The organism is Arcanobacterium hippocoleae (genome assembly GCF_040360365.1).
Lineage (GTDB): Bacteria > Actinomycetota > Actinomycetes > Actinomycetales > Actinomycetaceae > Arcanobacterium_A > Arcanobacterium_A hippocoleae_A.
On the sequence record NZ_CP136412.1, the window covers coordinates 2,164,150 to 2,190,935 of the forward strand.

22 protein-coding genes, 3 tRNA genes and 3 pseudogenes are annotated in these 26,786 nt (G+C 50.2%); 25 read left to right on the forward strand and 3 right to left on the reverse strand.

Features of this window, described 5'->3' with window-relative positions:
• Nucleotides 1-20 precede the first annotated feature (20 nt).
• The 6 genes and pseudogenes from RQN30_RS11135 to RQN30_RS11160 all read left to right on the forward strand — a co-directional run bounded on the left by RQN30_RS11135 (nt 21) and on the right by RQN30_RS11160 (nt 7,950).
• Nucleotides 21-1,046 carry an ABC transporter ATP-binding protein gene (locus RQN30_RS11135; protein ID WP_353060541.1) on the forward strand — a complete coding sequence of 342 codons (1,026 nt, stop codon included), beginning with the start codon at nt 21-23 and terminating at the stop codon, nt 1,044-1,046.
• A 14-nt stretch (nt 1,047-1,060) separates the two neighbouring features.
• Nucleotides 1,061-1,807 (forward strand): ABC transporter permease, encoded by a 747-nt coding sequence (locus RQN30_RS11140; RefSeq protein WP_353061847.1) that lies wholly within the window; start codon nt 1,061-1,063, stop codon nt 1,805-1,807.
• A 1-nt stretch (nt 1,808) separates the two neighbouring features.
• Complete coding sequence (locus RQN30_RS11145) at nt 1,809-2,600, forward strand: ABC transporter (protein ID WP_353060542.1); 792 nt, start codon at nt 1,809-1,811, stop codon at nt 2,598-2,600.
• A gap of 379 nt (nt 2,601-2,979) precedes the next feature.
• A complete protein-coding gene (phoA, locus tag RQN30_RS11150; protein WP_353060543.1) occupies nt 2,980-6,012 on the forward strand; it encodes an alkaline phosphatase in 3,033 nt (1,010 codons plus the stop codon).
• 105 nt (nt 6,013-6,117) lie between these two features.
• Nucleotides 6,118-6,924 carry a TIGR03943 family putative permease subunit gene (locus tag RQN30_RS11155; RefSeq protein ID WP_353060544.1) on the forward strand — a complete coding sequence of 269 codons (807 nt, stop codon included), beginning with the start codon at nt 6,118-6,120 and terminating at the stop codon, nt 6,922-6,924.
• Nucleotides 6,925-7,076: 152 nt separating this feature from the next.
• Nucleotides 7,077-7,950: pseudogene (locus tag RQN30_RS11160) on the forward strand (permease).
• Between the two features lie 110 nt (nt 7,951-8,060).
• Here RQN30_RS11160 and RQN30_RS11165 read toward each other — a convergent pair.
• Nucleotides 8,061-8,133, reverse strand: a tRNA-Val gene (locus RQN30_RS11165).
• 311 nt (nt 8,134-8,444) lie between these two features.
• Here RQN30_RS11165 and RQN30_RS11170 point away from each other — a divergent pair.
• The 3 genes and pseudogenes from RQN30_RS11170 to RQN30_RS11180 form a co-directional block, all read left to right on the forward strand.
• Nucleotides 8,445-8,954, forward strand: coding sequence for a hypothetical protein (locus RQN30_RS11170; RefSeq protein ID WP_353060545.1), 510 nt, complete (start codon nt 8,445-8,447; stop codon nt 8,952-8,954).
• A gap of 424 nt (nt 8,955-9,378) precedes the next feature.
• A complete protein-coding gene (locus RQN30_RS11175; protein ID WP_353060546.1) occupies nt 9,379-9,651 on the forward strand; it encodes a type II toxin-antitoxin system RelB/DinJ family antitoxin in 273 nt (90 codons plus the stop codon).
• Nucleotides 9,652-9,842: 191 nt separating this feature from the next.
• Nucleotides 9,843-9,953, forward strand: a pseudogene (locus RQN30_RS11180) (type II toxin-antitoxin system YafQ family toxin); the annotation flags it as partial.
• Between the two features lie 94 nt (nt 9,954-10,047).
• Here the strand turns inward: RQN30_RS11180 and RQN30_RS11185 are convergent.
• Nucleotides 10,048-10,389 (reverse strand): hypothetical protein, encoded by a 342-nt coding sequence (locus tag RQN30_RS11185; protein WP_353060547.1) that lies wholly within the window; start codon nt 10,387-10,389, stop codon nt 10,048-10,050.
• 81 nt (nt 10,390-10,470) lie between these two features.
• Between RQN30_RS11185 and RQN30_RS11190 the strand changes: the two genes are divergently transcribed.
• The 4 genes from RQN30_RS11190 to RQN30_RS11205 all read left to right on the forward strand — a co-directional run bounded on the left by RQN30_RS11190 (nt 10,471) and on the right by RQN30_RS11205 (nt 13,465).
• Nucleotides 10,471-10,689 (forward strand): hypothetical protein, encoded by a 219-nt coding sequence (locus tag RQN30_RS11190; RefSeq protein WP_353060548.1) that lies wholly within the window; start codon nt 10,471-10,473, stop codon nt 10,687-10,689.
• A gap of 132 nt (nt 10,690-10,821) precedes the next feature.
• On the forward strand, nt 10,822-11,070 hold the full coding sequence (locus RQN30_RS11195; RefSeq protein ID WP_353060549.1) for a CopG family transcriptional regulator: 249 nt from the start codon (nt 10,822-10,824) through the stop codon (nt 11,068-11,070).
• Between the two features lie 150 nt (nt 11,071-11,220).
• Entirely contained in the window at nt 11,221-11,622 is a 402-nt protein-coding gene (locus RQN30_RS11200; RefSeq protein WP_353060550.1) for a hypothetical protein, read from the forward strand.
• A 118-nt stretch (nt 11,623-11,740) separates the two neighbouring features.
• The gene (locus RQN30_RS11205) at nt 11,741-13,465 is read left to right on the forward strand and encodes an AAA family ATPase (RefSeq protein WP_353060551.1); all 1,725 of its coding nucleotides are present in this window, start codon (nt 11,741-11,743) and stop codon (nt 13,463-13,465) included.
• 305 nt (nt 13,466-13,770) lie between these two features.
• On the opposite strand, the gene RQN30_RS11210 is transcribed toward RQN30_RS11205, so the two are convergent.
• Nucleotides 13,771-13,844, reverse strand: a tRNA-Gly gene (locus tag RQN30_RS11210).
• A 178-nt stretch (nt 13,845-14,022) separates the two neighbouring features.
• Here RQN30_RS11210 and RQN30_RS11215 point away from each other — a divergent pair.
• From RQN30_RS11215 to RQN30_RS11260, 12 genes and pseudogenes are all read left to right on the forward strand, one after another.
• Nucleotides 14,023-14,096 (forward strand) — tRNA-Pro (locus RQN30_RS11215).
• Between the two features lie 541 nt (nt 14,097-14,637).
• A pseudogene (locus RQN30_RS12635) lies at nt 14,638-15,269 on the forward strand (phosphoenolpyruvate carboxykinase (GTP)); the annotation flags it as partial.
• Between the two features lie 93 nt (nt 15,270-15,362).
• Entirely contained in the window at nt 15,363-15,731 is a 369-nt protein-coding gene (locus tag RQN30_RS12640; RefSeq protein WP_491608731.1) for a phosphoenolpyruvate carboxykinase domain-containing protein, read from the forward strand.
• Entirely contained in the window at nt 15,695-16,480 is a 786-nt protein-coding gene (locus RQN30_RS12645; RefSeq protein WP_491608675.1) for a phosphoenolpyruvate carboxykinase domain-containing protein, read from the forward strand. The genes RQN30_RS12640 and RQN30_RS12645 overlap by 37 nt, the downstream gene beginning before the upstream one ends.
• Nucleotides 16,481-16,546: 66 nt before the next feature.
• Nucleotides 16,547-16,714, forward strand: coding sequence for a hypothetical protein (locus tag RQN30_RS11225; protein ID WP_353060552.1), 168 nt, complete (start codon nt 16,547-16,549; stop codon nt 16,712-16,714).
• A gap of 248 nt (nt 16,715-16,962) precedes the next feature.
• Nucleotides 16,963-17,901 (forward strand): metal ABC transporter substrate-binding protein, encoded by a 939-nt coding sequence (locus tag RQN30_RS11230; RefSeq protein WP_353060553.1) that lies wholly within the window; start codon nt 16,963-16,965, stop codon nt 17,899-17,901.
• Nucleotides 17,902-18,051: 150 nt separating this feature from the next.
• The gene (locus RQN30_RS11235; protein ID WP_353060554.1) at nt 18,052-18,528 is read left to right on the forward strand and encodes an ATP-binding cassette domain-containing protein; all 477 of its coding nucleotides are present in this window, start codon (nt 18,052-18,054) and stop codon (nt 18,526-18,528) included.
• Nucleotides 18,435-18,797 (forward strand): metal ABC transporter ATP-binding protein, encoded by a 363-nt coding sequence (locus tag RQN30_RS11240; RefSeq protein ID WP_353060555.1) that lies wholly within the window; start codon nt 18,435-18,437, stop codon nt 18,795-18,797. Before RQN30_RS11235 ends, RQN30_RS11240 begins: the two co-directional genes overlap by 94 nt.
• Nucleotides 18,794-19,162, forward strand: coding sequence for a metal ABC transporter permease (locus RQN30_RS11245; RefSeq protein ID WP_353060556.1), 369 nt, complete (start codon nt 18,794-18,796; stop codon nt 19,160-19,162). The genes RQN30_RS11240 and RQN30_RS11245 overlap by 4 nt, the downstream gene beginning before the upstream one ends.
• The gene (locus tag RQN30_RS11250; RefSeq protein ID WP_353060557.1) at nt 19,162-19,827 is read left to right on the forward strand and encodes a metal ABC transporter permease; all 666 of its coding nucleotides are present in this window, start codon (nt 19,162-19,164) and stop codon (nt 19,825-19,827) included. The genes RQN30_RS11245 and RQN30_RS11250 overlap by 1 nt, the downstream gene beginning before the upstream one ends.
• On the forward strand, nt 19,827-20,708 hold the full coding sequence (locus RQN30_RS11255) for a metal ABC transporter permease (protein WP_353060558.1): 882 nt from the start codon (nt 19,827-19,829) through the stop codon (nt 20,706-20,708). The genes RQN30_RS11250 and RQN30_RS11255 overlap by 1 nt, the downstream gene beginning before the upstream one ends.
• A 573-nt stretch (nt 20,709-21,281) precedes the next feature.
• A complete protein-coding gene (locus tag RQN30_RS11260) occupies nt 21,282-26,522 on the forward strand; it encodes an endo-alpha-N-acetylgalactosaminidase family protein (protein WP_353060559.1) in 5,241 nt (1,746 codons plus the stop codon).
• Nucleotides 26,523-26,786 lie beyond the last annotated feature (264 nt).

The following is a 26,786-nucleotide window of genomic DNA, read 5'->3' on the forward strand; positions in this document are numbered from 1 at the left end:
TTGTGTTTTGAGATACTCTTATGCTTACTTTGACCAACGTTTCCCGTGTTTTTGGGAGAAAAGAAAAGTTCACTGCCGTCGCCGATATTTCATTGCAAGTAACGCCGGGAAAGATTCATGCCCTGCTGGGACCGAACGGAGCGGGGAAAACAACGACAGTGCGGATGTGCGCCACTTTGCTTCGCCCAACTTCCGGAAGTATTGAGATTGCCGGAATCGACGCAGTAAAACACCCCGAACTGGCGCGGCAAAATTTCGGGCTGGTCTTAGGCGGAGATTTAGGATTTTATCCGCGTGCCAGCTGCATCGATAATCTGCTCTATTTTGTCGATTTACAAGGAGTTCCAGGTAATCTTCGCCGCTCGCGAGTTGCGCTGGCGTTGGAACGTGTTGGGCTGGTGGAAGAAGCGCAAAAGCAGACGCAAGCACTTTCCCGCGGGCTAAAGCAGCGTTTGCATCTTGCCCGCGCATTACTTTCTGAACCGAAGATTTTACTTTTAGATGAGCCCACCAACGGGCTGGATCCCGATGTTTCACTGCGGATTCGTGATCTTGTGCGCGAAATTGCAGACAGCGGGACGGGAGTTTTACTTACCTCGCATCTAATGCCGGAAGTGGAAGAACTCGCAGACGAAATCTCACTAATTGGCGCGGGAAAAATTGCGGCGCACGGCGGCGTAAATGATATTTCGCGTTTTGCCGGAATCGGGTTAGTTTCTACTTTCAGTGTGCCGGGAATTGAATCCGACTTCGGCACCCGTCTGCAGCGGCACCTGATCCCGCAAGCAGCCGGCGTCGAAGTTACCCAGCGCGCCCAATCGGCAAAATGGATTATTCAGATTTATTGGCCGGCCCGGATTAACGCCGAAAATGCGGGGCATTATCTGGCAAAAGCGCTTGCAGATATTGCTGCTGAATCCCGCCAAATAAATGCGGAGAAAATCGCTGAAAACAGCTCTGCGTTTAATCCGGAAGCAGATTTAATCACCCGCCCAGCAAGTTTAGAGCAGGCATATCTTGCGCTTGCGCAAAGGCTGGCGCGTTAATGCGGTGGCTGCGGATGATCAGATTCCAGATACGGCAATTTATTTCAGTGCCGTATTTTATTCAGCTGATGGTAATTTCCACGCTGACTGCGTTAATCGTGCAATGGCTTGCATGGCAAGCGTGGGGTGCGGTGCGCCCTGCTGATGCGTGGACACGCGCGGGAATGATTGGCTTGTGGACTACCTGTACAGCTGCAGCCGGAATTATCGGTTTTGAACGTTTCAAAGGTACGCTCGTACATCTAGTGATTTCACCAGTTGGCGCGCTGCGCAGCTGCGGGTGTGTGGTTATTTCGGCTGCTACTTTCGGGCTTGCCGCATTTGTGATTGCCTGGAGCGCTTGGGCCGTGCTCACCTGGTCTTTCGACTTTGATTTCTTCACATTTGCACGTTTTGGGGAGGTGGCGCTGGGCGTAATCACTTTCTGGATTGGTGCCGTCGCGATGTGCCTGCTGATTGCCGCGATTTTTGTGCTTACCCCGAATGCGATTACTTATGAAGGATTACTTGCTGCCCCGATTTTCCTCTTTTCCGGGTTAATGTTCACTGATTCGCCAGCGCCTTTCTGGATTTCGATTATTTCAAAATTCTTGCCGCTATCGCTGCCGATAGATTCACTCTTTTCACGCCCGGACGCGCTCTCATGGATAAATCTTGGCCAATGGCTGGTTTGTGTTTGCACCTGGTTTGTACTTGCTGCTTTAGCAGGCAGAGCTGCTTTGCGGAAAGCAACCGAAAAAGGGACTTTGGAGGTGCTGTAAAATGGCTTTGCACCGGACTAGTAGTTGGTATCGTTTTACTTCAAATGTAAAAATCTCGTGGATATCTTCGACGGCTTTTGCTACCGTCGGCACTGCCGTCGTGACATTAATTGCGCTGCCGGTGTTGAATGTAGTTTTTGATATTTTGCTTGGGGCAGACCTCGCTGCTCCGGAGCTGGCACGTACTGGTTACAGCGCGGCTTTGGTGGCGATGATTGCTGCAGTATGCGGCGGGGTCGTCTCGGCGGTGGCAGCAGATCGGAATCTTGGCATTTTCGAGCAGGTGCATCTGCAGCGTCGTTTCGATTTTGCTTATTGGCTTGCCAAAGCGGTGATGCCGGCAGTGCTTTCATGTATTACTTCTTTTGTGCTTTTTGCGCTAGTTACGCTCAGTGCAATAACTATGGGGGTTAACGACGGTACCCAGTGGATCTTGCTTGGAAAAACGATACTGCTTACGCCTCCAGCGCTTTTAATTGGGATCTTTCTTGGAATTGGAGCTGCCGGGCTGGGGGTGAATTTTTCTGATCCGTACATGGGCGGAAATATTTTCGCAGCTTTCTTACCGCTTGCGGCAGGGGTGATTGTGCCAACGCAATATTATCCCAACTGGCTTTTGCCTTTAACTTCTGTTTTGCCAGGTTCCGGACTGCTTTCATACTTCGTTTCCAGCTCGGTTCTGGGGATTTTCCGAGATTTATTTTTCGGAGTTTGCTGGGCAGTAATTGGGGTGCTTTTGGCGCGGTATGCGCTTTCTCGTTTGCGTACCGGAATGCGCCGTGAATCGCTTTAGATGCACGGACTTACGCGAGATATTGTGAATAGAATCCGTCAACGAAGCCTGATTCTTAAATATCTGGTTAACACTTTCTTACTGGTATCTAGTTTGAATTTAATGTCTGTAAAACAGGGAATTTTAAGCTTATTTTCCGATTCGCGGTGGTGGTAAAGTCGCCATCGGCAGGCAATAAACGCGGCGTTTATTGAGCCACATTGTTGCAATAGGAGTACATATGTTTTCCAAGAAAAAGTCAGTGGGGGTGTTGACTGCAGGTCTGACGGTCGCGGCTCTTTCTATAGTCCCACAGAGCGTCAGCTTTGCGGAAGGTGAGAGCACCTTCCAAAAGTACAATGGTCCAGAGTCCTGCATCGCAGTAGATTCCTCCGGCAAAGTGAAGGCTCCTGGGCCAGGAGATTGCGCCCAGTTCGGTAAAGAAGGCCAGCAGTACACTAATGCGCGGGCGAAGAACGTGATCTTACTGATTGGGGATGGCTTCGGTCAGCAAGAAATCACCGCTGCACGCAACTATCTGAAAGGTGCAGGCGGACGTTTTGAAGGAATCGACGCCTTCCCGATGACTGGCTTTTACACGCATCATTCCATCAATCGCAAAGACGGGAAAATTAACTACGTCACCGATTCTGCGGCATCTGCGACGGCATGGACCACAGGGGTAAAGACCTATAACGGTGCCATCGGGGTGGCGCTGGACGGTAAGCCGGTGGAGAACATTTTGGAGATGGCCAAGAAGCATGGGATGCGCACTGGTAACGTCACCACTTCGGAAATTCAGGACGCCACACCTGCTGCTCTCAGCGCACACGCCTTGAACCGGAAATGCTATTCCCCGGAAGAAAACAGCGACTCTTGTACGGGTGAGGCTTTCGATAAACAGTGGCGGCAAAATGGGGGATTAGGCTCAATCTCTGAGCAAATCCTTGACCTGAGAGCTGATGTTACCTTGGGCGGAGGATCTAAGTACTTCAACCAGAAAGTCCAGGCTGACGGTGAGGGACGTAACCCTTACGTGGAAAATACGATGAAGTGGGCCAAAGACAAATCGGTGTTGGACAACGCGAAAGATAACGGATTCCAGGTCGTCACCAACGCTGACGAATTATCCAAAATTACCGCAGCGAACCAAGATAAACCACTACTGGGACTGTTCCATGAAAAGAATATGACCACTCGGAACGCCCCGTCCAAAGCTAAACGCGGCGCGGGACTAGCTGCCCCTGCTTCATGTACGAAACAGGATACAAAGGGCGAACCAGAGCTGTTGGCGATGACTGAAAAGGCGCTGGAACTATTGGACGACCCGAAATCTGAAAAGGGCTTCTTCTTGCAGGTAGAGTCTGCTTCTATCGACAAGCGGGCACATGCTGCAGACGCTTGCGGCATGATTGGCGAAGTAGAGCGATTTGACGAGGTTGCCAAGGCTGCGCTGGACTTTGCTGCAAAAGACGGCGAGACTCTAGTGATCATGACCGCTGACCATTCCCATTCCAGCCAGATTATTTACGATAACTCTGAGTCGGTTTCCCCGGTTACGCGCCTGAAGACTGCCGATGGTTCGTCGATGTCCGTGGCTTATGGCACCATTCCTGCTGACGTGATTGAAAACGATCCAAAGTCCTCCACACAGCACACGGGTGCGCAGCTGCGAGTGGCTGCCTATGGGCCGGGTGCAGAGAATGTGATCGGTCAGATTGACCAGACTGATGTGCACTTCGTGATGACTAATGCTTTGGGAATCACCAAGGGTGGGGATCAGCACAAAGCTGTGCTTGGTGAGTTAGCCAAGGGTGCGCAGGCCAAGGACGTCCCAGCGACTTGCTATGAGATTTCGGCTGACGGCAGCGTGGTGCCAGGGGCTGGCGACTGCGCCCAGTTCGGCAAGGAGGGTCAAGGCCGGGATAAGTCCAAGGCGAAGAATGTTGTATTGTTCATCGGGGACGGTACAGGAGATTCGGAGCTTACCAGCGGGCGTAACTACCTGTATGGGGCTTCTGGGCGTCTGCCGGGAATTGATAACCTGCCTTTCACTGGCAGCTACACGACCTATGCGCTGAACAAGAAAACTGGGGTGCCAGACTTAGTAACGGATTCGGCCGCTTCGGCTACAGGATGGTCTGCTGGCGTTAAGACCTACAATGGGGCATTATCGGTAAACCTGAAAGGCGAGCCGGTGCCGACACTCTTAGAGCTGGCGAAGAAGCAAGGCCTGAAAACCGGAAACATCACCACCGCAGAGATTCAAGATGCCACCCCGGCCGCTTTCGCTACCCATGCCTTGAATCGCAAGTGTTACGGACCAGATGAGAAAGAAAACTCTAAGAGCTGTCAGGGAGAAGACTTCAAGGGACAGTATCGGGAAAACGGCGGTCTTGGGTCTATCTCCGAACAGTTGGTAGACAGCCGTGCAGACATTACGATGGGCGGCGGATCCAAAGCTTTCGGACAGAGTGTTAAGAAAGGCGGCACCTGGGGCGGACATAAGTGGACAGAAGGTCAGAGCGTTTTGGATAATGCCAAAGCGCAAGGCTTCCAGGTGGTCACCACTGCTGAAGAATTCGATAAGATTACTGAAGCCAACCAGGATAAACCAGTGCTCGGGTTGTTCGCGGAAGGTAACTTCCCGCGTAATTACACCCAGACCATTCCCGAGGTAGACGGACCCAAAGCTCCGCCCGTGACCTGCACCAATAACGCTGAACGTCCCGCCGCTATTCCATCCTTGGCTGCGATGACCACCAAGTCGATGGATTTGCTGAAGAACGACAAGGGTTTCTTGCTGCAGGTAGAAGGCGCGTCGATTGATAAGGCTGACCATGATGCTGATATTTGCGGGCAGATTGGCGAGTTGAACGAACTGGATTTGGCAGTGCAGGCAGCCCGTGAGTGGGTGAAGCAGAATAACGAGCCAACCTTGCTGATTATGACTGCTGACCATGCTCATACTTCACAGATTGTTGCACCGGGGATGCTGACATCGGGCCGGGCGACCACCTTGAACACGGTCGAGGGGTCGAAAATGACCGTCAACTATGCTACTGCTGCATCTAATGACGATAAGGAAGCGCTGGGCGGTCAGACTCATACTGGTGCACAGCTGCGGGTCGCGGCTGAGGGGCCGGGCGCAGGTAATGTGGTTGGGCAGATTGACCAGACCGATGTGCATTTCGTGGTGGCAAACGCGCTAGGGCTCTACGGAGGGGATACGAAAATTGACCTTACCCCGCAGTGGGATAAGCCTAGCCAGTACCCGCAGTCTGGCGTAGGTTCTGGCAACATCATGATTTGGGTGCTAGTAGGCGGGATCGTTGTGGCGCTCGTAGCGGCTTTGGCAATCGTGGGATCACGGCGTAAAGCTGGGGTTACGCAAGGTGCTGCTGGAGTGACAGCGAATAACGACGAAGAATAGTTTCTAGATTAGCGTGCCTTGCCGAAAGGATGGAAGTGTCCTCTTGGCAAGGCATTGCAAAAATCTGTGCAAGAAGGACCGGGAGAATCCCGAAGGATGAGCAAAATGACAACAGATGCGGAGTTTCACTCGCTGCGGATGGACACTAGCCGGGCGAATTTCGCGGGGTGCGCGATTCTTGCGGTAATTGGGGCAGTGCTGATTGCCTTGGTATTTACTAACGGTCTCTCAAACTATCTGCAGCCTGTGTTTAAGCCGTGGATTGCCTTGACTGGTGCGTCCCTAATGGCTTTGGGGCTGTGGACTTCGCTGTGTTTATCGTCCCATGCTGCGCATCAGATTCACGAAGCTCATGCGGAATCGGCAGGGCATGAACATCGCCTGCATCGTACGGTCTACCTGCTGCTAGTGCCGCTGCTGCTGGTGTTGGTGGCTTTGCCCGCACCACTGGGATCGTCCCTGGTGAACTCTGCTGCAGTAGGCGGCGGGCAGGGGACGGCGCCTACTGCTCCGTCGCAATCTGCCGTGCAGCGGGTGCAGCGTAATTCCGATGGTACGTTAGCTTACCCGGTGCTGAACGAGGGAGTGAACGAGTTAGATTTGGAGGAGCTAAACAGCCGCTATTCTTTTGGCTCCAAATCACAATTGGCTGGGAAACAGGTGAAACTGGTCGGTTTTGTGGCGCCAGACCCCAATAACAGTGCGGTGTGGCGAGTTAGTCGTTTCAAGATTTACTGTTGCGCTGCTGATGCAGTGCCTTATGTGGCTACCGTCCTTGGGGCAGCCATGCCGCCAGCAGATTCCTGGGTAGAAGTCACTGGAACTGTGGAAGTGTCACAGTCTGACGGGATTGTGGCACTGAGCGGGGTGCAAGTGAATCCGGTGAAGCAACCGGATTCACCGTATCTGTGAGCGATGGGTGAAAGAAGAGGATGAGTCTGATGATTAAGAATCCGGTTTTAGCCAGATTGCGTGCAGCTCACCAATTTTGGGTGCTGGTGTTGTTATCGGCGGCGGCAGTGATGCTGGTGGCGCTAACTGCGATTACCGGGCCGGTATGGAAAATGCCGGGAACGCTCGAATCCTGGGCGGCTATCACCATCGCTATTGTCTTCCAGGCCCTGCCATTTCTAGTGTTGGGGATTTTGGTTTCTGCCGTTATTTCCGCCATTGTTCCTGAGGATTTGCTGCGTCGTTTTACCCCACGTAACGAGGTGGCTGCGGTGCCGGTGGTCTGTTCGACAGGTTTACTGCTGCCGGGATGCGAGTGTGCCTCGGTGCCGGTGTCTAACGCGCTCATGCGCCGGGGGATTCCCCGGCTGCTGCGTTGGCGTTCCTGCTGGCTAGTCCGGCTATTAACCCGGTAGTTCTGATTTCCACGGCCGTTGCCTATACCGGGCGTCCGGAGATGGCTTGGGCGCGGCTGGCGGCTTCGCTGGTGGCTGCGGTGTTGGTGGGTTGGCTGTGGATTGCTTTTGGCAGTGATACGTCGATAAAGCGAAGTGAAGTGCACGGAGAGGTGACGGTTTCCAAATTGGAGGCGTTTCGCACGGCTGCTTTCCATGACCTGCTCAATACTGGGGGATTCTTGGTTTTGGGGCGATGGCAGCAGCGGCCGTGAAAGTGCTGGTGCCGCGCTACTGGTTTCAAGCTTTGGAGCAGGTGCCTTTTGCGACTATCTTGGCAGTAGTGGTGCTGGCAGTGCTGTTGTCTTTGTGTTCAGAGGCTGACGCTTTCATTGCGGCATCGCTGACGCACACCTCGTTGACTGCACAACTTGTGTTCCTGGTGGTTGGGCCGATGGTGGATCTGAAACTGATCGCGATGCAGACCGGCACCTGGGGCGGGCGTTTCGCGCGGCGTTTCGTACCACTCACCTTGCTAGTGGCGATAGCTGCAGGTTGTTTTATCGGCTTCCTGTTCTTTGGCTCGCTGTAATTGCGCTGCGGTTCTTTCCCGTAGTGCTGCTTTTGCGTGGCGGTCGGCAGCTTATTTCCTTTTTCGCAGATGCAAAAATGCCGCTCTTATGAAAGAGCGGCATTTAGCGGTGGACCCTACCGGACTCGAACCGATGACAACCTGGGTGTAAACCAGGTGCTCTACCAACTGAGCTAAGAGTCCGTAAACGAATTTACGGACTCTTTACGGATTTGTAAAATCCAATTACTAAAAATCTATCGGCCACGATTGGCTGTTTTCGGTGAAGCACCGCTAAAAACAAGGCGTCTCTATTTGTTTTCCGCCGGCAAAGCTGGCAAATACTGTAGGATGAAAAAATCCTTAGTCTCTACTTTGAGATTATCTGCTGCATAGTCAGCAATACGTTGCAAGTTGGTTGAGGGATTCCGCGTACTAGCAGTTCGCAACCATAACTAGCCGATAACTGGTAACGATGCCGCTATTCCAATAAGCGTTTCGTAATACTAACGGGAGTGATTATGGTGAAATTTTCATTTAAAAAACTCTCCGCATCTTTGTTGGTGTTAGGTGCAATTTTTGTTCTTTCGGGGTGTACGCAGCTGCCGCGCGACGAGGAACATAATGATGAGGCTTCCAGTCTTTCACCAACTGCCCTTAAGCAATATGTTGCGGAACAGTGGGATGTTACCCAGTTTTTAGCGCAAGCCTCATTTCGTGCGGACAAGCATTTAGATCTTAAACCGGGTAAAGAAAAATCTTTTTACCGTCAGATAGCATTTGCTTGTGCACAAGATTCTCCCAGTCCGGTCTCGATTTGGCTGCGTCACGGCAGTGAAATGCGCAGACTGATGGAGTTAGAAGCCTGCGGTTCGGCAAATTCAATCCAGACAGTGGGGTTGTCGTCGACGCTTTTTCCGCAGGCTGAACAGGCTGTGTTCATCGCCAAAGATGATACCCGCATAACCACTATTATTTTTGAAACTACCCAGGAGAAACCATTTGGCTGTGTCAAGTTTTGTTGACGGGTAAACCTGTATTTTCGGTTTCGGCTGTTTGTGCGCACTATTGAACAGAATTATGACACATCACTATTTGTTTTTTGAGAGGATTGGAATGTGCTGCCATACCATGCATTCAATAGCAAGGGCATGGCTTCTCTTTTACGTAACTGGCGGCAAGAAGAAGGAAACTTTACGTAAGTGGTGGCAAGAACTCAGTCCGAAATTTCCGCTCACCGCCACCCCTTGCATTTTCGCAGTTCACAAGCTTACGAAAACGACGGAGAGCACCGTCGTGAAATAAATCCAAACATTTCGCCACCAGTTACGTAACCATACAAGGCATTACGCCACCAGTTACGTTAAAAAACGATGTCGCCGCATTTCCACTAGCACTGCACATACGTTTCCGATATTATGTATGTGCAAGTGTTTAGTAGGAGGGGTTATGCCATCAAGCAGTCTGACAGTACGGATTGACAGCCAGCTCAAAGAAGAAACCGCAAGAGTGGTGGAACATTACGGGCTTGACCTATCGTCGGTCATTCGGGCTTTCTTCACCGAGATAGTGAACACCAACATGATTCCCTTGTCTTTTGATTACGGCAGGCCTAACGTGCAAAGCCTCGCGGCTCTCAAGGAGACGGAACAAATGATTACCTCAGGCGGCGGGCAAGCCTATTCCACTGGTCGTGATTTACTCGAAGCCGCTTTGCAATGAGTAGACGTCTGAGTGCTAAGTTTACATCTGCTTTTGGTAGGGATCTGAAGAAGAAAGCGGGAAAACGAAACTGGGATCTAGGTCAGCTAGAAACAGTCATCGACCTCATCTTGGAAAATTCGGTGGAATCACTAAATCTCCTGAAGCAGCGCCATAAAATGCATAAGCTTTCTGGGTAATGGGGTGGCAGCAGCGAATGTCATGTGGCGAATGCCGGTGACTGGCTGGTTGTCTGGAGGGTCTGTAGTGGTATTGCCTATTTTCAGCGCACAGGTTCACATGAGGAATTGTTCAGTAGGTAACTGCTGGACTTTGAGATGTAGGTGAACGGACGTAAGGCTCCGAGTGGATGTGTTTAACGTATAATCTCGCCAAAGATGCGCCCGCGTCTCGGTTTCAGACCCACGTGAAGGTGTTTATGACTTCGCGGATGCCGACGTTGGCGAGAGTGCAGTGCTTGCCGGTGAAACTATGCCAGAACCATTCGGTTACTTGTTGGAAGTGTAGCGAGATGGCAGACTGTTCAAATTCTTCATCTCCCACCGCTTTATGAAAACCAGGGGTCTGGTACGCAGCTTGGAGAAAGACCGCAGTATTACTAGTGGTCACGGCCTTACGGCCTGCAGTGTTATCTTGAAGTGAATGGCGGGAATCGTACGTTTCTCGTTTTGTGAAATCCGCACAGCTTGCAGCATAGCTGCTGTGCGTCTGCCGTCGGTAAACAACGGCCACACCCACCGGCGATTAGCCACAAGCTGAAACCACATGATTCCTCCCGAGTCTTTTCCGTCTAATTGTACGTTTCTCCTACGCAAAGGAATGCAGACCTATGACAAGGTCAAGAACCTTCAGGCGCAGATTACAGAGCGCCAAGCAAAACATCATGCACTACTCACCGCCTACGACCAACTAGTCCGCCAACCGATCAGTGAGTTTCAGCCCACCCAGTGGACAGCCTTGATCGATTACGCCATTGTTGGCATCGAGAATATCGAGTTTTTCTTCCGTGACGGACGCACAATCAGCATCGACCTATAGATCCAACCGGACGTCGAGAATGATAAATCGGCGGCCACGCGAAGCTTTGCAAGCATCCCCGCACCCATTGAGACACAAAACGGCTGTGCTTCTATAGTTGCGAAAACCATTTTATCGTAATACGATATTGATATGCCTGAAACAATCAACGGCGCACCTGTCACCGAGGATCAGATTACTGCATGGGCTGACGAGGCCGAGCGTGGCTATGACGTCGAAATCTTACGCAAACGCGGCCGTGGTCGTCCTGGTCGCGCGGCGCAGCCGAGTCGTGTAGTAGCGGTGCGTTTTACCGACGACGAGTTAGCTTATATTGATGCCAAGGCGGCGAGATTGGATAAGACTCGTTCAGAGTTGTTGCGTGAATCGGCGCTGGCATGAGTATCTCTATCCATGACTCAGCTCGCAAGCATGGAATAGCAGATCAAGATTCCTTGCAGGCAGCTTTCCGGTACGATGTGAACGGGAACCAGTCGCCGTTGCGGCTAATCGCTCCAAGGAGTTCATGCAAGCCAGTTAGGACGATTTAACATGATCCAGGTCGAGGCCAATGAATCTTTGCGGAATGTTGCAAAGAACTCATTAGTTGGAATAAAGCTACTGAATGATTCAGTCTTCTTCGGAATCAACGGCGCTGGAAAGACGACGGTGTGTGAGGTGCTCAGTCGAGCCGCAACATTGAAAGATGATCGGGAAGATAATAGTGAGCCAGTTCGCGTCTACGCTTTCGATGATCAATGGCGAAAAAACAAGGTTGGTGACTTTGTTGAAGGCGGTTCAGCTGAAGGTGTGACCACCGTCAGGCTCAGCGAAGGAGCGCGCGACCTAGAAGAAGCGATCCGAGTGGCGCAAGCAGAGCTGGAATCAGCCAGAATCGATCTCACGGAAAAGGACAAGAGAAAAAAGCTGCTGAAAAGAGTTTGGATGAAGTAGTCGAAAGTGTTTTCAGCGGTCTGCGTAAAGCTCTTGAGAAGAACTGCTCAAAATTAGGCGGGAGACAATTTAATAGAAGAGTGATACGCGAGATGCTAGAGGAGGGGCGGGCACATTATTGACTTCCAAAGAAGTTGAGGACTGCATCCGCATCGCAAATTCCCAAAAGGCTGGTTTTCTTCCTACTCTGCCCCACCTTCCGGTTGGCTGGTCCTTTTCCGATGAACTTTGGCAGCAAACCACCGAAGAACCGCCAATAGTTCAAACGGTGGTCGCGACCTTATCCGACTGGGTCCGTGAAGGCCTAGCAACCCACAAAGCTGGAGACTCATGCCAGTTTTGCGGTGGAACAGTCTCAGCGCAACGACTAAAGGATATTGAAAATGCAATTCGCCAGGCTGAGGTAGAAGCTCCTGCTCTCGTTAAGCAACAGCTAGGGGAATGCAGGAGCGCTAGGTCAGCACTGAGAGATTTCAAGACAAAACTCGATGGGGTCGACCTGTCCAGCTCAATTTACAGTGAAGACTTGCCCGCAAAGAAAGCGGAGGTCTTGCTAGAAACGCAAAGTGTCCTGAGTCAACTTGAGGTCTCGGAGGATGTGCTTAATAAGCGAGTAAAGAATCCTCTTTCTCCAGTTCACAGCGACAAGCCAAACGTTGATTTTTCTGCACTTCAAGAGAAATTCAAGGCTCTCGAAGATGCGCACTCCGAAGCGCATGAACACATAGATCAGCACGAGAGAAACAAAGAAAGAGCAGTCGATCGATTGAAGAGACACTGCTGCGCAACAGACGGGTCAGGTTGGGATTCGGCTGAAAAAGCACTTAAGGTGGCTACTCAGGCGAAAAATGTGGCGATCAACGCAGAACATGCTGCCAAAACATGCCTAGAGAACCTCAAACGGCAAGTCTCAACCACCGCTTACACTGCTGAGTTCCTCGACAAGAGCCTGAGCTTGATCTTATGGGATAGGACCTTGCGGGTTTCCGAAGGCAATACCGGCGAAGGGTATAGAATCACCCGCCATGATGAGAAGGCTGAGGGCATGTCGGAAGGCGAGAAGCAACTAGTCTCACTCCTCTACTTCTGCGCCGAGTTTTTGACGGAGGATCGGAAGCAATCACTGAAAAACAGTGTGGTTATATTCGACGACTTGGGATCACAACTAGATGATGCTCGACTTCTTGCGGTAGATAGATTCATCTCCAATCACTTTCAGAATCCAAAGCCTGCCGCGCTGGTGTACTTCACGCACAGCCACAATTATCTAAAAATCTTACAATCTCGTCTCGCAGACAAGGCTGTGCCTAGGCGCAATCAAGAGCCTCGAAAAGCAATCTTTTATGAGGTTTACAAGGACGGTTTCAACAGTCTGGGACAATCTACTCGTTGGCGTCAGTGGGATGACACAGCTGTAGGACTGACTAACGACTACTGGCTTTCGTTTTATATGGTTCTGAGAGCTTTCGAGGAGTTACAGAACGGCAATCCGCCAGAGTTAGGAACTGGGAACTTCTGTCGCAAGGTGCTCGAGGGGTTCACAGAATTCCGTGCACCTAGCAGTGATAATTTTGGCTCTCGTATGGACGCCATCCTCGCCCAGGGTGAATTCAAGTTGTCTCCAGCGTTGTCAAGAATCGTGAATAACTTATCGCATACCGACTTGAACCGATCTGGTGGTGTTTTGTCGAGGAATGAAATTGAGGTTGCCGTGATTCATACACTTAATTTTCTGCGAATCGTTGACACCAAGCATTTCAACGGCCTACTGGTTAGATTTAGGAGCAAGGAGAGAGCAAGAGCGCTTGAGGCAGATTTAGTAAAGCGTACGGGAGGATTGTAGACTTGCGGACAACCCAATGGACAGCATTAATCGACCACGCCATTGTTAGCACCGAGAGCATAGAGTTCGCCTTCCGCGACGGACGCCGGGTCACCATCAGCTTGTAGACCTAATTCATCGTCGCCATGCCCGCCTCACTTGAGGGCGGGTTTTCTTATGCCCAAAAACTTTGCTACCAGGAAAACACGAACCCGCCAACGCTTAGACCAGGCAAAACGTGAACCCGCCAACGCTCGCCGATTTTTAGCCCCCCCAAGGGCATACTCGCCAACGCAACCCCAGCCTTATCAAATGCGAGGTGATAGTGGAGCGAATGACGGGAATCGAACCCGCGTAATCTGCTTGGAAGGCAGAGGCTCTACCATTGAGCTACATTCGCATTTTGTTAATCTGTGAAAACTCATCAACAACTAACTCGATAAGTTTAGCAGGAAATGGTTTTAGAAAGAAATGCGAAAGCGGAATGTGGTTCAAGTAATAAAAATGGATTGGGATTTTTAGTGAAAGTCGATTAACATTTATTGAGCGTGCTAATATCGGCGCAGAAAAATTAATAACGGGGTATGGCGCAGTTTGGTAGCGCGTCCGCTTTGGGAGCGGAAGGCCGTGGGTTCAAATCCCGCTACCCCGACTGTGTGATGTCCCGCGACATAGGTCCGCCTGTGTCGCGGGATTTTCTTTGTTTTTGCGCTGGGGTGTCTCGCGTCATGTGTCCGTTTTTGAGGGTTGTTTTGTTTGGTAGTTGCGGGGCGGGTGAATACTTAACCCCTGAAGCTCGATTTTCGGCTTTTAATCGCGCGGAATCGTTGATTTTGCATAAATATTGTTTTGGTTAACTCCTTTTTGCGGCGGAAATACGCAAGTTAGTTGGGGGTTTCCAGGTGCACTGCTTTGCTGTTGGTTTAAGTTTTATCAATTGTGCAGTGCCCGCTTTTTATGCGGATTATGCAGATTATGCGGATGGCAGACGCCGGTTGCTTGGCGTATTCCTGTGCCGTTAGCTGCGGAATATGAATGCAAATATGAATGCAAAATAGTGAGCTAGTACTTTTGGCACTGCTTCGAAAACTTATCGTAGGTTATCCTTATACCGGACACTAAAAGTTCGGCTAACCGAACTTTTAGTAATCTGGGTTATGTTCCATATTTGAATAGATAATGGAGGAATTCTGATGGAAAATATCTCCCAACTCCTCAGCGAGGCTGGTCTGCACAATGAAGCTGTAGCTAGCTACGTAAGTCATTGGGCTGGAATCACCCAGCCTGCAAAAATTGAAGTTATTTCTGCCAAAGATGATGACCGGCTCATCGCCGAAGGTCTCGCGAGCGGAGAAATTGCGCCAGCCGGAGACGGTCTCTACTATTCCCGCTCTTATCACAAAGATACGGCGCGCAGTGAAGAACGTACGGTAGTTGCCACGCATAACCCGGATGATGCAGGGGTTTACAATAACTGGAAAGATGCTGCTCAAATCACGGAAACCCAAGTTGCGCATATGCGGGGCGCATCAAAGGGAAAACAATGTATGTGGTTCCATATTTAATGGCTCCGCCAAAATCTCCGCTGGAAAAGTGGGCGCGCGGTGTAGAGTTAACCGATAATCTCACAGTAGTGCTCCATATGATTCGGATGGCGCGCGTCGGTGTTGATTATTTAAATAATCTTGATAATCCCGATGAGTTCGTGAAAGCTGTCCATGTGACCGGAGATTTAGAAAATCTTGGGCAGGGAACTGCAGAAGATAAGCGGCTTTTCGCTACGGTAGCTGATGACCGCACAATTTTGCATTTTGGTTCTTCTTATGGCGGGAATGCGCTGCTTGGGAAAATTGCGCATGGTTTGCGTCAGGCTGCGTATGACGGCTGGGCTTCGAAGGAATTCCTCTCTGAACAGTTTATGCTGATTGGGATTAAAGATAAGCAGGAGAATCGGACCTACTACGTATGCGGCGGCTTCCCGTCGGCATCTGGAAAAACTAATCTCGCAATGATGCTTGCCCCGGATGCTTTGGGGGATCGTTACGAAGTGAATTTCTATGGTGATGATATTGTCTGGCTCCGTGTTGGCAGCGACGGCCGAATTTACGGGATGAATCCAGAATACGGTGCTTTTGGTGTTGCGAAAGATACCAATTGGGAATCTAATCCAACTGCGATGGAGGCGATTAAAGCCGGGACAAAAACCCTGTTCACTAATGTTGCGTACAATCCGCAAACAGAAGAAGTCTGGTGGGAGGGAAGACCCCGGATTATCCGGAGGATGTAACCGGCTGGCTCGATTGGAAAGGTAATAAAATTTCCGACCGTCCGGTAGAAAAGCAGCGTTCGAAAGCGAAAGGAGACGAGTGGGCGCACCCGAATTCCCGCTTTACTGCGTCCCTGGCAAATGTTCCGAATGTCGCTCCGGATTATGAAGATCCGCGCGGAGTGCCGATTGATGCAATTATTTTCGGCGGTCGTGTAAAAGATCGTGAACCTTTGATTCGTGCAATTACAGATTTAGCTGAGGGAGTGTACGACGGCTTAACTTTGGGTGCGGAAGCAACCGCGGCTGCAGAGGGTAAAGAGGGTGTACTGCGTTATGATCCGATGTCAATGCGCCCATTTATGTCTTATCCTGAGGGTGAGTATGCGCGTCATTGGCTGAATATAATTGGGCAAGCCGAGCATCAGCCGATTTTTGCACACGTGAATTGGTTCCAGAAAGATCCTGCAGACGGGCATTTCCGCTGGCCGGGTTATCGTGATAATTTGCGGGCATTGCTGTGGCTGTTGGATTTGAAAGAGGGCCGTGTAACGGGTGAGAAGACGCCAGTGGGAATCGTTCCGAAACGTGAAGAGCTGAATCTCGCCGGTTTTGCTGGGGATTTGGCAGATTTGGATGCTTTGCTCACTGTGGATCCGGAACTTTGGAAGCGGGAGATTGGCTACCGTGAAGAGCATTTGCAGCAGTTTGCGAATTTGCCGGAAGAAATTTGGGAAGCGCATCGCAAAGTTGCTGCAGCATTGCAATAAGTTGCAGCAGTGTGACTTCCGCTGCTGCGGATTATGAAAATCTGCGGCTGGTAACGGTTCCTGGCTGTGGAAGTATTAGTGCAAAGAAATACTTCCGCAGCCGGTGCTGTTTTGTTAATGCGCGCTGCAGGCATGATGGATTGGCGTGGTTTCGCAAAATTCGGGTCTGATTCAAAAAATTTTCAGATGCTGGTTTTCCGCTGTTGTTTTATTTTAGTTCATGCTGAATTGTGATGTTGATCTGAAATTTGTGCAAATAACAGCAGATTTATTGCTTTGGATTTCGCTTAATCCGCGATATTTCGCGGCTTGCTCTAGAGCGGTATTTCGTGTTCGTAGTTTCGATAGTATTTCCAATCACATTCTTGTTGGGACTTATGTCTATTTCGTTTTGCACTAGTTTGCGTTAGTTTATTTCTTAGGTTAGCCTAATAAGAGAAATGATGTTCGGCTTTACGAACAAAACTGAATGATGAGGAAAAATGAAATTTAAATCCGTTATCGCCGGTATCGCAGCAATCGCACTTGCTGGATCGATTGGTGCATGCTCTACCGATTCAAAGGATGGAAAGTCTGCGAAGAGCGACGATAAGTTAAAGATTGTCGCTACTACCGGATATCTGGCAGACGCCGTGAAAAACATTGCTCCGGATAGTGAAATCACAACACTTGTTGCGCCGGGCGGCGATCCGCATACGCAAGAGCTGACCACGAAAGATACTGAGAAGATTCAGCAGGCTGATTTGGTAGTTTGGACCAGCCATGACATGGAACATAAAATGATGGACCAGTTCGACGGGCTCGGCGATAAGTCGCTTCCGGCTGCGGAATCGATTCCACGGGATATGCTGCTTGATTGGGAAGAAGACGGGAAGATTGAAGGGCATGATCCTCACGTTTGGAACGATCCGATTGGTTGGCAGTACGCGGTAACAGCAGCAGCGGAAAAGATTGCCAAGATTGATAAAGACAATGCGGATAAGTATATTGCGAACGGCAAAGCTTACAATGAGAAAATTCAAGCAATGCACGAAAAAGCAAAGGAACAATTCGACAAGATTCCAGCTGATCGCCGGACTTTAGTTACCGGTCATGATGCTTTCAATTATCTTGGCCGCACTTACGGATTGCAGATTTTTGCTACAGACATGGTCTCCTCTGAATCTGAAATTTCCGCTGTTCAGCTTGAAGAACTGGCTACCATGATTGCCGAAAAGAAAGTACCGGTAATTTTCTATGACAATCTGAAGAGTCCGGAAGTAGTAAAGCATCTCCAGGAGATTGTGAAATCTAAAGGCTGGGATGTGAAACTTTCCGACACAGAACTATATGCAGATACGCTTGGCGAGTCGGCACCAACCGACACCTATTTGGGCGCATTCGAGCATAACGTAAAAGCTATTGTGAAAGCACTCTCTTAATGCGTGTTGTGTGAGTGCGACGGCGGACGCCAGGGGCAGCTGTTTCCTCTTCTCTTGGCGTCCGTCGTCTTTATCTTTTAATATACCGTTGCTGCGCTGGCGGTTGAAAATCTGAATTCAGTTAAAAGCTTGGAAAATTCACGGACAAAAGTGAAAGTAAAGGTTTACCTTATGCAAACACCTTGTGTGGTAAATAATCTCAGTGCCGCCTACCGAGACCGTTTAGCTCTTTCGAATGTAAGTTTCGAAGTTCCAAAGGGTGAAATTGTGGCGATTCTTGGCCCAAACGGTGCCGGAAAGTCTACCCTGATTAAAGCGATGCTCGAACTGATTCCGCGTGTATCGGGTGAAGCAAAATTCTTTGGAAGTGCGATTGGGAAAGTCCGCAAGCGTGTTGCCTATATGCCGCAGTCCGCTTCAATAGACTGGGATTTTCCAGCTCGGGTGAAAGATGTCGTTCTGATGGGTACTTATGCGCGGCTCGGATGGCTGCGCCGCCCCAAAAATCAGACTATGATATTGCGCGTACAGCGATGGAGCAGCTTGAAATTGCTGATTTGGCAAATCGGCAAATATCGGAGCTTTCCGGCGGGCAAAAACAGCGTACTTTTGTGGCTCGCGCGTTAGCATCCCACGCAGATTTACTCGTCATGGATGAACCTTTTGCGGGAGTCGACATTAAATCGGAACAAACGATTCTCCAGGCAATGCGGCTGCTTGCAGATTCTGGAAAAACCGTGCTGCTGGTACATCATGATTTGGCAACAGTACGTGATTTCTGCTCAAGTGTGGTCTTGCTGCGTGAGGGAAGTTTAGTGGCGGCTGGTCCGCTTTCGCAGGCTTTCACTTCGGACAATATTTCGCGCGCCTATGGGATTGACGGGGTAGTTGGATGATGCTTGCTTTTTCACTGATTCCGCTTAGTGATTTTTGGGCCACCTACAGTTTTCGGGTAATGACTGCGGGCGCGCTCCTTGTGGGATTGTTTGCTGGTGCGCTCGGATCAATTTTATATGTCCGGAAGCAATCATTAGTTTCCGACGTGGTTGGGCACAGCTCAATCGCAGGAATCGTCGGCGGTTTTGTGATTGCGTCAATTCTGGGCGGCGACGGACAGTCGATTCTGATTCTCACAATCGGTGCGACGATTTCCGGACTGCTTGCCGTCGTTACTACTAATAAAATTGCAGAAAAATCGAAAGTTGGAATCGAAGCGGCAATGGCTATTTCGCTTGCGATTTTCTACGGCGGGGAATGGTAGTGCTGCGTCTATTGTCATTTTCTTCGTTCTCCGGGCGTTCCGGCATCTCGCAGTATCTTTTCGGAAATGCTGCTACGATGCGGCAAATCGATGTGATTACTGTTGGTGTGCTTGGAATGCTTGCACTGGCTGCGGTGATTCTTGCTTGGAAAGAAATCGCGCTTTTTGCTTTTGATCCGATAGGTGCACGGGCAGCAGGTTTTTCACCTGTTGTTCTCAATGCGGTAATTACCATGTGCACCACGATTGGGATTGTTATCGGGGTGAAATCTGTGGGTGTGGTGCTGATGGTTGCTTTTGCGATTATCCCGGCAGCTACAGCACGGCAATGGACTGATAATTTACGTTTACTTGTGATAATTGCAGGTGTTATCGGGGCTTTAGCTGGCGGAATTGGTTCATATTTAGCGGTTTCAATTGGGAAAGTTCCAACCGGTCCGGTGATTGTGATTTTGCTGTCTCTCGCGCTTGGAGTTTCTTTAATATTTTCTCCGCATCGGTCTCTGCTTGCTTATCGTTATCGGCGGCAGCAGCATCTTTCGCGTCTTTCGGCAGGTGCGCAGCCGGCAGCTGACAATTTTTCATCAAGTCTTCCAATAAAACCGGAATCAGGAACTTCAGCGGTACTCGAAACGCAAAATGATTCAGTAAAAGTAGGTGTGTGATGAGTTTTCTTTTTGCGGCTGCACTGCTTGCAGTAACGACTTCGCTTACTTGTGCGCTGCCGGGAACGTTTTTGGTATTACGGCGGCAGGCAATGCTGGTAGATGCTATGAGTCACGCTGTGCTTCCGGGGATTGTGCTTGGGGCATTGCTGGCAGGTTCGACATACTCTCCGATAATGGTTTTCTGTGCTGCAGCTTTCGGGCTCGTCGTGGTGCTTGGGGCGAACTATCTCCAGTCCACCGGGCTGCTTTCAAAAGATGCGAGCCAGGGTGTAATTTTTCCGTTGCTGTTTTCCGCCGGTGTAATCATGCTTTCCACAGTTCTTGCGAATGTACATATTTGCGAAGATACAGTGCTTACCGGTGATTTGAATCTGCTTGCGCTTGATACTGAGCGGCTAATTCTTGCCGGCCGCGATTTCGGACCGCGCGCAATGTGGATGATGCTGCTAATTTTGGCTGCCAATACGGTTTTTCTTGCACTCACATACAAGGTAATGCAGCTTGTGACGTTCGATCGGGAATCAGCGCAAGCGATTGGATTCCCAATTCGGATTGTTGAAACAGGATTCATGATTCTCGTGGCGCTCACGATTGTGGTTGCATTTTCGACGGCAGGGGCGATTCTCGTGATTGCACTGATGGTCACCCCGGCAGCCACCGCAATACTTTTGACGAATTCTTTACCGCGGGTAATTGCTTTGACGCTTGTTATTTCTGTTGTGAGTGCAATAGTCGGTTTCGTTTTAGCGTGGCATTTTAATCTTGCCACCTCGGCAATGATGGCATTTACCGATGGAATAATCTTTCTTGCGGTTATGTTTGCAGAACGCTGCTGGTTGAATCGCAGCACAAAGGCAGCATCTAAAGCAAAGCTGTGATTAAGAATCGGCAATATTTACAAGCGTTTAATAATTAGTGCTTGTTTTTGGTCTGGTTTTGCAATCCGCAGCTGTTTTGCGGTTTTCGCTTTCTCAGGGCTTGGTTCAGATTTTTACTTAATCTGATTGCAGCTGTTTTGCGGTGCATTTTATCGCCGGCGATACACTGCAAAGACCTTTCTAACTTGTCAGCGGTTCTATCGGCGGTGCGGGCTTATCTGCGGGTGCTGCTGGTTGGGAATCTTTGGTGTGAGCAGGCTTTTTCATTGAAATAAGACCTAAGACTCAGATTGCAGAATTAATTTAAAGTTAACCGCTGTTTAACGCAGATAGCGGAAGTGATATTCGATTATTGGCTGTACGGGAGCGGTGCAATTGCGGTAAGTTGTGCTGTAACGTCTTGAATGGCGCAGCTGGTGAATTTTTGAGTTCGGCAAAGAAGCTGTCTGGAATACTGAGTTTTAACCGCAGCAGTTTTTGCCGGATCAAGTGTTTGAAAGCGGTTTTACGCTTACGATTAAAATTCTTCAGCAGTTATGGATATAGATAATCGCAACCATAAAAGGAGCAAAGATGCGTCCGAGAAAATGGAGTGGTGCGGTGGCTGCGTGCACAATGATTGCACTAGCAGGGATTGTGCCAGCCGCCCGCGGTGCAGCTGCTTATGAGTACACGCCGATTGAACAGGCGGGTATGAAAGCGGTAGCGGCCGACTCGACTGCAACCTCAGGTGAAGGGACAAATGGTCCAATCGCATTAGTTATTGATGGGAAGACGGATACATACTGGCATACTGAATATGCAAGTGAGACTGCACCGCTTCCGCACTGGTTTGTAATCGACCTGGGTGCGGAAACTGAAAATGTGGGGCGGGTAACGCTTCTGCCGCGGCAGTCCTCGAACGGTTCGGGCCGTGTTGGAGAGTATCAGGTAGAGCTGTCTACTGATGAAAAATGCGCTGCTGCGGATACTGCAGAAACCGCGCAATACACACTCGCGAAAGCAGGATCGGTACCAGCTGCTCCAGAAGCTGGAAAACTGGCGGCAGTAAATATTGATTTCACTCCGGCGGCAGCACGCTGTGTGAAAGTTACCTATAAGAGTTCGTGGGGCGGTAACGATTCAAGTGAAAACGTTGCTTCACTTGCTGAGTTCGGTGCGGCAACTGCTGCAGCCGCTTCCGCTCCTGATCTCCCAACAGGGAATGGTCCGGAAATCGTTGTGCCGGAAAACGCGCTTGAAATTACCGACGGAACCCTTACCGTGCGCACGCATCCAAACTTTCCGCAGGTAGTCGATTACCGCCTTGGAGACAAACAGCTTGCGGGCAAGTACGGCGAAGCTTTGCAGCAGATTACGCTGAACGGATCTGCTGTAGCCGTTACCGTCGGCACTCCTGAAGTTTCATCTGATAAGTCCGCGGTTACATATCCGCTTACTGCCGCTGCGCCGAGTAAAATTTCGCTGCAGGCAGTGTTGTCTGTACAGGATGGCGTACTTAACTATGAACTGCGTGATATCAAGGATCCGGATGGTACGCTGCGGACTATCGCAATCCCGGGCCTTGATCTTGTGTCGCTAAATGGCAAAGATGCTTCTGCGCAAATTTATGCTGCGCGGATCTCGGTAGACCGCGCAGTATCTGGTGACCGCATGATTAATGTGCGGGAATCTGGTGCTGCTTCCGGTAACGCTTTTATGATTACTGCAGCAAACTCTGAACTTGCGGCAGGTTTTGAAACTAATGCGATTGGCGCCGACGGCGGGAGCTTAGCTGCAACCGACAGCCGTTTCAGTTATGCGGTGTCGGCGATGTCCGGGCAGAATGTCGGGAAGATTTCACCAGCTTCCTGGGTTTATCGTTCCGCGGAAGTTGCGCAATATGATCAGGGCAGCGGCATCGGTGTTGATCCAAACCCGATGGTAAAGGTGAAAATCGTCGCTGATGCAAACAATGATCAGAAAATTGATTGGCAAGACGGTGCGACAGCTGTCCGTGACGTGCTGACTCCAGCTAACGGACGTGACGATATCAAGAACTATGTCGTGATGCGGATCCCGTTTAATATTGTTTCGCAGGCTACCCATCCATTTCTGCGGACTCTCGATGATACGAAGCGTATCTCGCTGGCAACAGATAATCTGGGACAAGAAGTTCTTTTGAAAGGATACCAGGCTGAAGGCCACGATTCGGCACAAGGTGATTATGGCGGCAACTATAACGAACGCGCCGGCGGGCTGAAAGATTTGCAGACACTCGTCGCTGAAGGTAAGAACTGGAATGCTGCTTTTGGAATACACGTAAACGCTACCGAAACTTACTCGGAAGCAAATTGTTTTGCCGATGCAAATAATCCCAGTGCAGAAAGTGCGGCCGCGCCTTGCGAGGTTAATCTTCCGCCGGGAAAAGCTTGGGGCTGGATGAACCAAGCGTACTATATGAATGAAAAGAAAGATCTTGCAACCGGTAATGTCCTGAAACGTCTCCAACAGCTGCGTGCGGATTTCCCAGCTGATTCGAATCTGAATTGGCTGTATTGGGATGTTTACTACAAGCACGGCTGGCAGGCGCAGCGTTTCGCCTATGAAATGCAGCGTCAAGGATGGCGTCTTGGTTCCGAATGGGCATACTCAATGCCGCAATATTCTACATGGTCGCATTGGGCAACTGATGAAAAGTACGGCGGTCAGAATCAAAAGGGGATTAACTCGAAGCTGATTCGCTATGTCGAGAATTCATACCGTGATACCTTTAATCCGGATCCAATGCTGGGGAATGCAAATATTATCGACTTTGAAGGCTGGACCGGACACGTGAACTACAATGAGTTCATCAAGAATGTTTGGGAACGTAATCTGCCGGTAAAGTTCTTACAGCAGTCGCATATTCGAACTTGGAAAGACGGAGAAATCACTTTCGAAAACGGTACTGTAGTCACATCGGCACAATCCGCTATTGGCGGCGGAGTAGCTCCAGTGAACCGCACCATCAACTATGACGGTGCAACCGTCTTTAAGAATGGCGGATCTTATCTGCTTCCGTGGAAGAATGGGGGCACGGATCGGCTTTATTACTGGAATCCAGGCAACAGTGCCCAAACATGGCAGCTTACTAACCAGTTCAAGAATCAGCGCTCGCTTACGCTTTTCAAACTTACCGATACTGGACGGGAAAAGGTTGCAGATCTTGCAGTTTCCGGCGGTACAGTAAATATTCCGGCAACTGCAGAAAATACTGCCTATGCGCTCTATCCAACTAGTGCGGTACCGGCTGTGAAAGATCCAAATTGGGGTCAAGGATCAGGAATTACAGATCCGGGTTTCTTCTCCGAAAATCTCGATGCTTACAAGACCACTGGCAGAGTAACAATTGAGAAATCTGATCGGAATAATGCGTTTGCGCAGCTTGGCGCAGGTGCTGCTTCGCTTTCACAAAATGTAAAGCTCAATCCTGGTACTTATTCAGCTTGGGCCTGGATCGAAATCCAGCCGGGAAAGAAGCGGAAAGTTGCTGTCTCGGTAAGCGGCGACGGTGTACAGCCAGCGCCTGCACAGGCAGGAAAATCTGGTGAAGCAGTTACTGTAATTCATTCTTCGTCAGCAATGAATGCGACGGCATCTGATGAAAAGCTGCGCACATATTATCAGCGGGTGCCAGTCCATTTCACTACTACCGGAACCGCAGTGACCTTCAAAGTTGCTGCTGCTGATAGCGATGCGGTAGTTGGTGTGGATGATTTGCGGATTACTGCACGTCCGACTCCGGCAGCAGAAGGCGCCGTCGAAAATACGATTGCCTTTGAAGATTTTGAAAATGTTGATACCGGATACTATCCATTCGTAACCGGCAGCTCTAATGCAGGCGGTGACGCTCGTACTCAGTTAGCGAAACTCCATGCGCCGTTCTCGCAATCTGGGTGGTATGGTGTGATAAATGATCCTGCTACCGGGAAAGAGACAACAGCGGGTGTTAAAGGGCAGAAATATCTCGATAACGTGCTCGACGGCAGCTGGTCTTTGCTGGCGCATCAAGAAAACGGCGGCAAGATTCTGCGTACTACCGAAGCAACAGTGCCATTGCAATACGGGCATTCTTACAAGGTTATATTCGACTATCAGGCAGCTTTTGACGGCGACTATGCAGTAATCATTGGTCATGATGAAGCTAATGATAATGGCTGGACTGAGGTTGCGGATCAAAGTTGGGGCATAAAGGCAGCTCGCGGAACTGGCTGGGTGAATGGAAATGAGAAAGGTGCAGGAACAGCAACTTTCACGAAGAGATTCGCAGTGACCGCAGATGCCCCGGCATTTATTGGTATTACCAAGAATGGCGGAAAAGCTCAGGGCGACTTGGTGATTGACAACTTCCGAGTGGTCGATCTTGGAATTCAGCCGATAGTTTCGCTCACCGGCCATCCGCAGATAGTTGATGATTCCGATACAGCAGCGATGATCCTCACAACCGCGGTAACTCTTCCGGAAGGCAAAGTGACCGATGTTCGCCATGCGGTTGATGTTCCAAAAGATTGGACACTCACTCCGCTCACTGCTGCCGGCGATGTGGTAAGCGGGTCGAAACAGGGTGCTGTCTCATCCGTCGCCACTTGGAAACTGACCATGCCGCGAACTGCAAATGCTTCAGAAATCACCTTTACGGCAACCTGGAAAGATACTGCAGGGAAAACTGGTGCAGCATCAGATATCCTCACTGTGAATCCGGCGGCATTCCCGGTTCATAATCTTTTCAAGGGTCAAGAGCAACTTGAGGTAGTTTTTGTTGATTCTGAAGAGCGCGGCGGCGAACCGGCACCAAACGGATATGCGAATGCAGCTATTGACGATAACGCAGCAACTTACTGGCATACTGCCTGGTCAACTGGAAATGCGCCGTATCCGCACTCGATTGTAATCGGAGTAAAGCCTTGCGCTGGTGAAGATGTGAAGTGTGAGCTGAACGGTCTTGAATTCACACACCGGCAGGGTGCAGATAACGGGCGCGCTCGCGGATATGAGATTTATGTTTCGACGGACGGAACAACTTGGAGTGAACAGCCGGTTGCTGCCGGCGAATTTACTGCTGCACTTACACCGCAGTTTATTCCGTTCGCGCAGCCGGTGCAGGCGAAGTACGTGCAGCTTCGTGAGACGAGTCCGCTAAGCGCTGGAAAAGCTTGGGGCGGTGCAGCCGAAATTCGGATTGGCGGCAAAGTTTTGCGTGCAGCACAGAAAACAATTTCCGAGATTGCTGCTCCGAGTGCAAGCGATGCAAGCACCTGCCCGGATCGGCCTAACATCACTATTCCAAATACGGAAGGCGTAGTCTATTACCTTGGTGATAAGGCTGTAAGCGCTGGCTTGTTTAGCTATGACTGGGGCGGAGAAGCTACGGTTACAGCGAAAGCTGCCGACGGGTACGAAATCGCTGATGGCGTAAACACAAAGCGGAGCTTTAAGGCAGGAGAATATCCGCAGGATTGTGCAGATAATCCAGGTTCGGATACGCCAGGTTCGGATACACCGGGTTCGGATACACCAGGTTCTGATACGCCGGGTTCGGATAATCCGGGCGGAGTTCCGTCCACGCCGGAATCAGATAAACCTGGTGCAGGTGAAAATCCTGGGAAGCTGGTTCCGCCGGCTCCGGAACTGGACAAACCTGAAATGGAAAGCAAAGCTGACGGAAAGAACATCGGCAAAGAAAGTGCAAATCTTGCAAAGACCGGTGCCGGTGTTGGTGAATTAACAGCGATGGCAGTGATGATTTTGGGTATTGGCGGAGTGCTTGCTGCCCGTCGCCGCCGCGACATATAAAGCTGCGGAATGCGCAAATAAGGTATTATCCGCAAAAGATATATTGTGAAATCTTGTGAGGCTGATACCTTGGAAAACTGAATCAGGGGATACTCCCGAGCGTGCGGTACTGGAATTTAAATTCCGGCAGCGCCTCGGGGGTATCTTTTACCGGCAGTTAGATAATGAAAATGAGTTCTTTCCGGCAGCTTTGCAGCGCAGACCAGGTTTTTATCATCTGACTTACGCAACTTTTCCGGGTTTCTTGTTTCGGGAGCATACATT

What these genes read in the sequence shown, in the direction of transcription:
- RQN30_RS12640 (WP_491608731.1), top strand. Translation starts at nt 15,363, where the DNA reads ATGCTGATTGGGATTAAAGATAAGCAGGAGAATCGGACCTACTACGTA.
- RQN30_RS11195 (WP_353060549.1), top strand. Translation starts at nt 10,822, where the DNA reads ATGCCTGAAACAATCAACGGCGCACCTGTCACCGAGGATCAGATTACT.
- RQN30_RS11245 (WP_353060556.1), top strand. Translation starts at nt 18,794, where the DNA reads ATGATGCTTGCTTTTTCACTGATTCCGCTTAGTGATTTTTGGGCCACC.
- RQN30_RS11190 (WP_353060548.1), top strand. Translation starts at nt 10,471, where the DNA reads ATGCAGACCTATGACAAGGTCAAGAACCTTCAGGCGCAGATTACAGAG.
- RQN30_RS11200 (WP_353060550.1), top strand. Translation starts at nt 11,221, where the DNA reads ATGATCCAGGTCGAGGCCAATGAATCTTTGCGGAATGTTGCAAAGAAC.
- RQN30_RS11230 (WP_353060553.1), top strand. Translation starts at nt 16,963, where the DNA reads ATGAAATTTAAATCCGTTATCGCCGGTATCGCAGCAATCGCACTTGCT.
- RQN30_RS11140 (WP_353061847.1), top strand. Translation starts at nt 1,061, where the DNA reads ATGATCAGATTCCAGATACGGCAATTTATTTCAGTGCCGTATTTTATT.
- RQN30_RS11240 (WP_353060555.1), top strand. Translation starts at nt 18,435, where the DNA reads ATGGAGCAGCTTGAAATTGCTGATTTGGCAAATCGGCAAATATCGGAG.
- RQN30_RS11145 (WP_353060542.1), top strand. Translation starts at nt 1,809, where the DNA reads ATGGCTTTGCACCGGACTAGTAGTTGGTATCGTTTTACTTCAAATGTA.
- RQN30_RS11135 (WP_353060541.1), top strand. Translation starts at nt 21, where the DNA reads ATGCTTACTTTGACCAACGTTTCCCGTGTTTTTGGGAGAAAAGAAAAG.
- RQN30_RS11255 (WP_353060558.1), top strand. Translation starts at nt 19,827, where the DNA reads ATGAGTTTTCTTTTTGCGGCTGCACTGCTTGCAGTAACGACTTCGCTT.
- RQN30_RS11260 (WP_353060559.1), top strand. Translation starts at nt 21,282, where the DNA reads ATGCGTCCGAGAAAATGGAGTGGTGCGGTGGCTGCGTGCACAATGATT.
- RQN30_RS11175 (WP_353060546.1), top strand. Translation starts at nt 9,379, where the DNA reads ATGCCATCAAGCAGTCTGACAGTACGGATTGACAGCCAGCTCAAAGAA.
- RQN30_RS11155 (WP_353060544.1), top strand. Translation starts at nt 6,118, where the DNA reads ATGACAACAGATGCGGAGTTTCACTCGCTGCGGATGGACACTAGCCGG.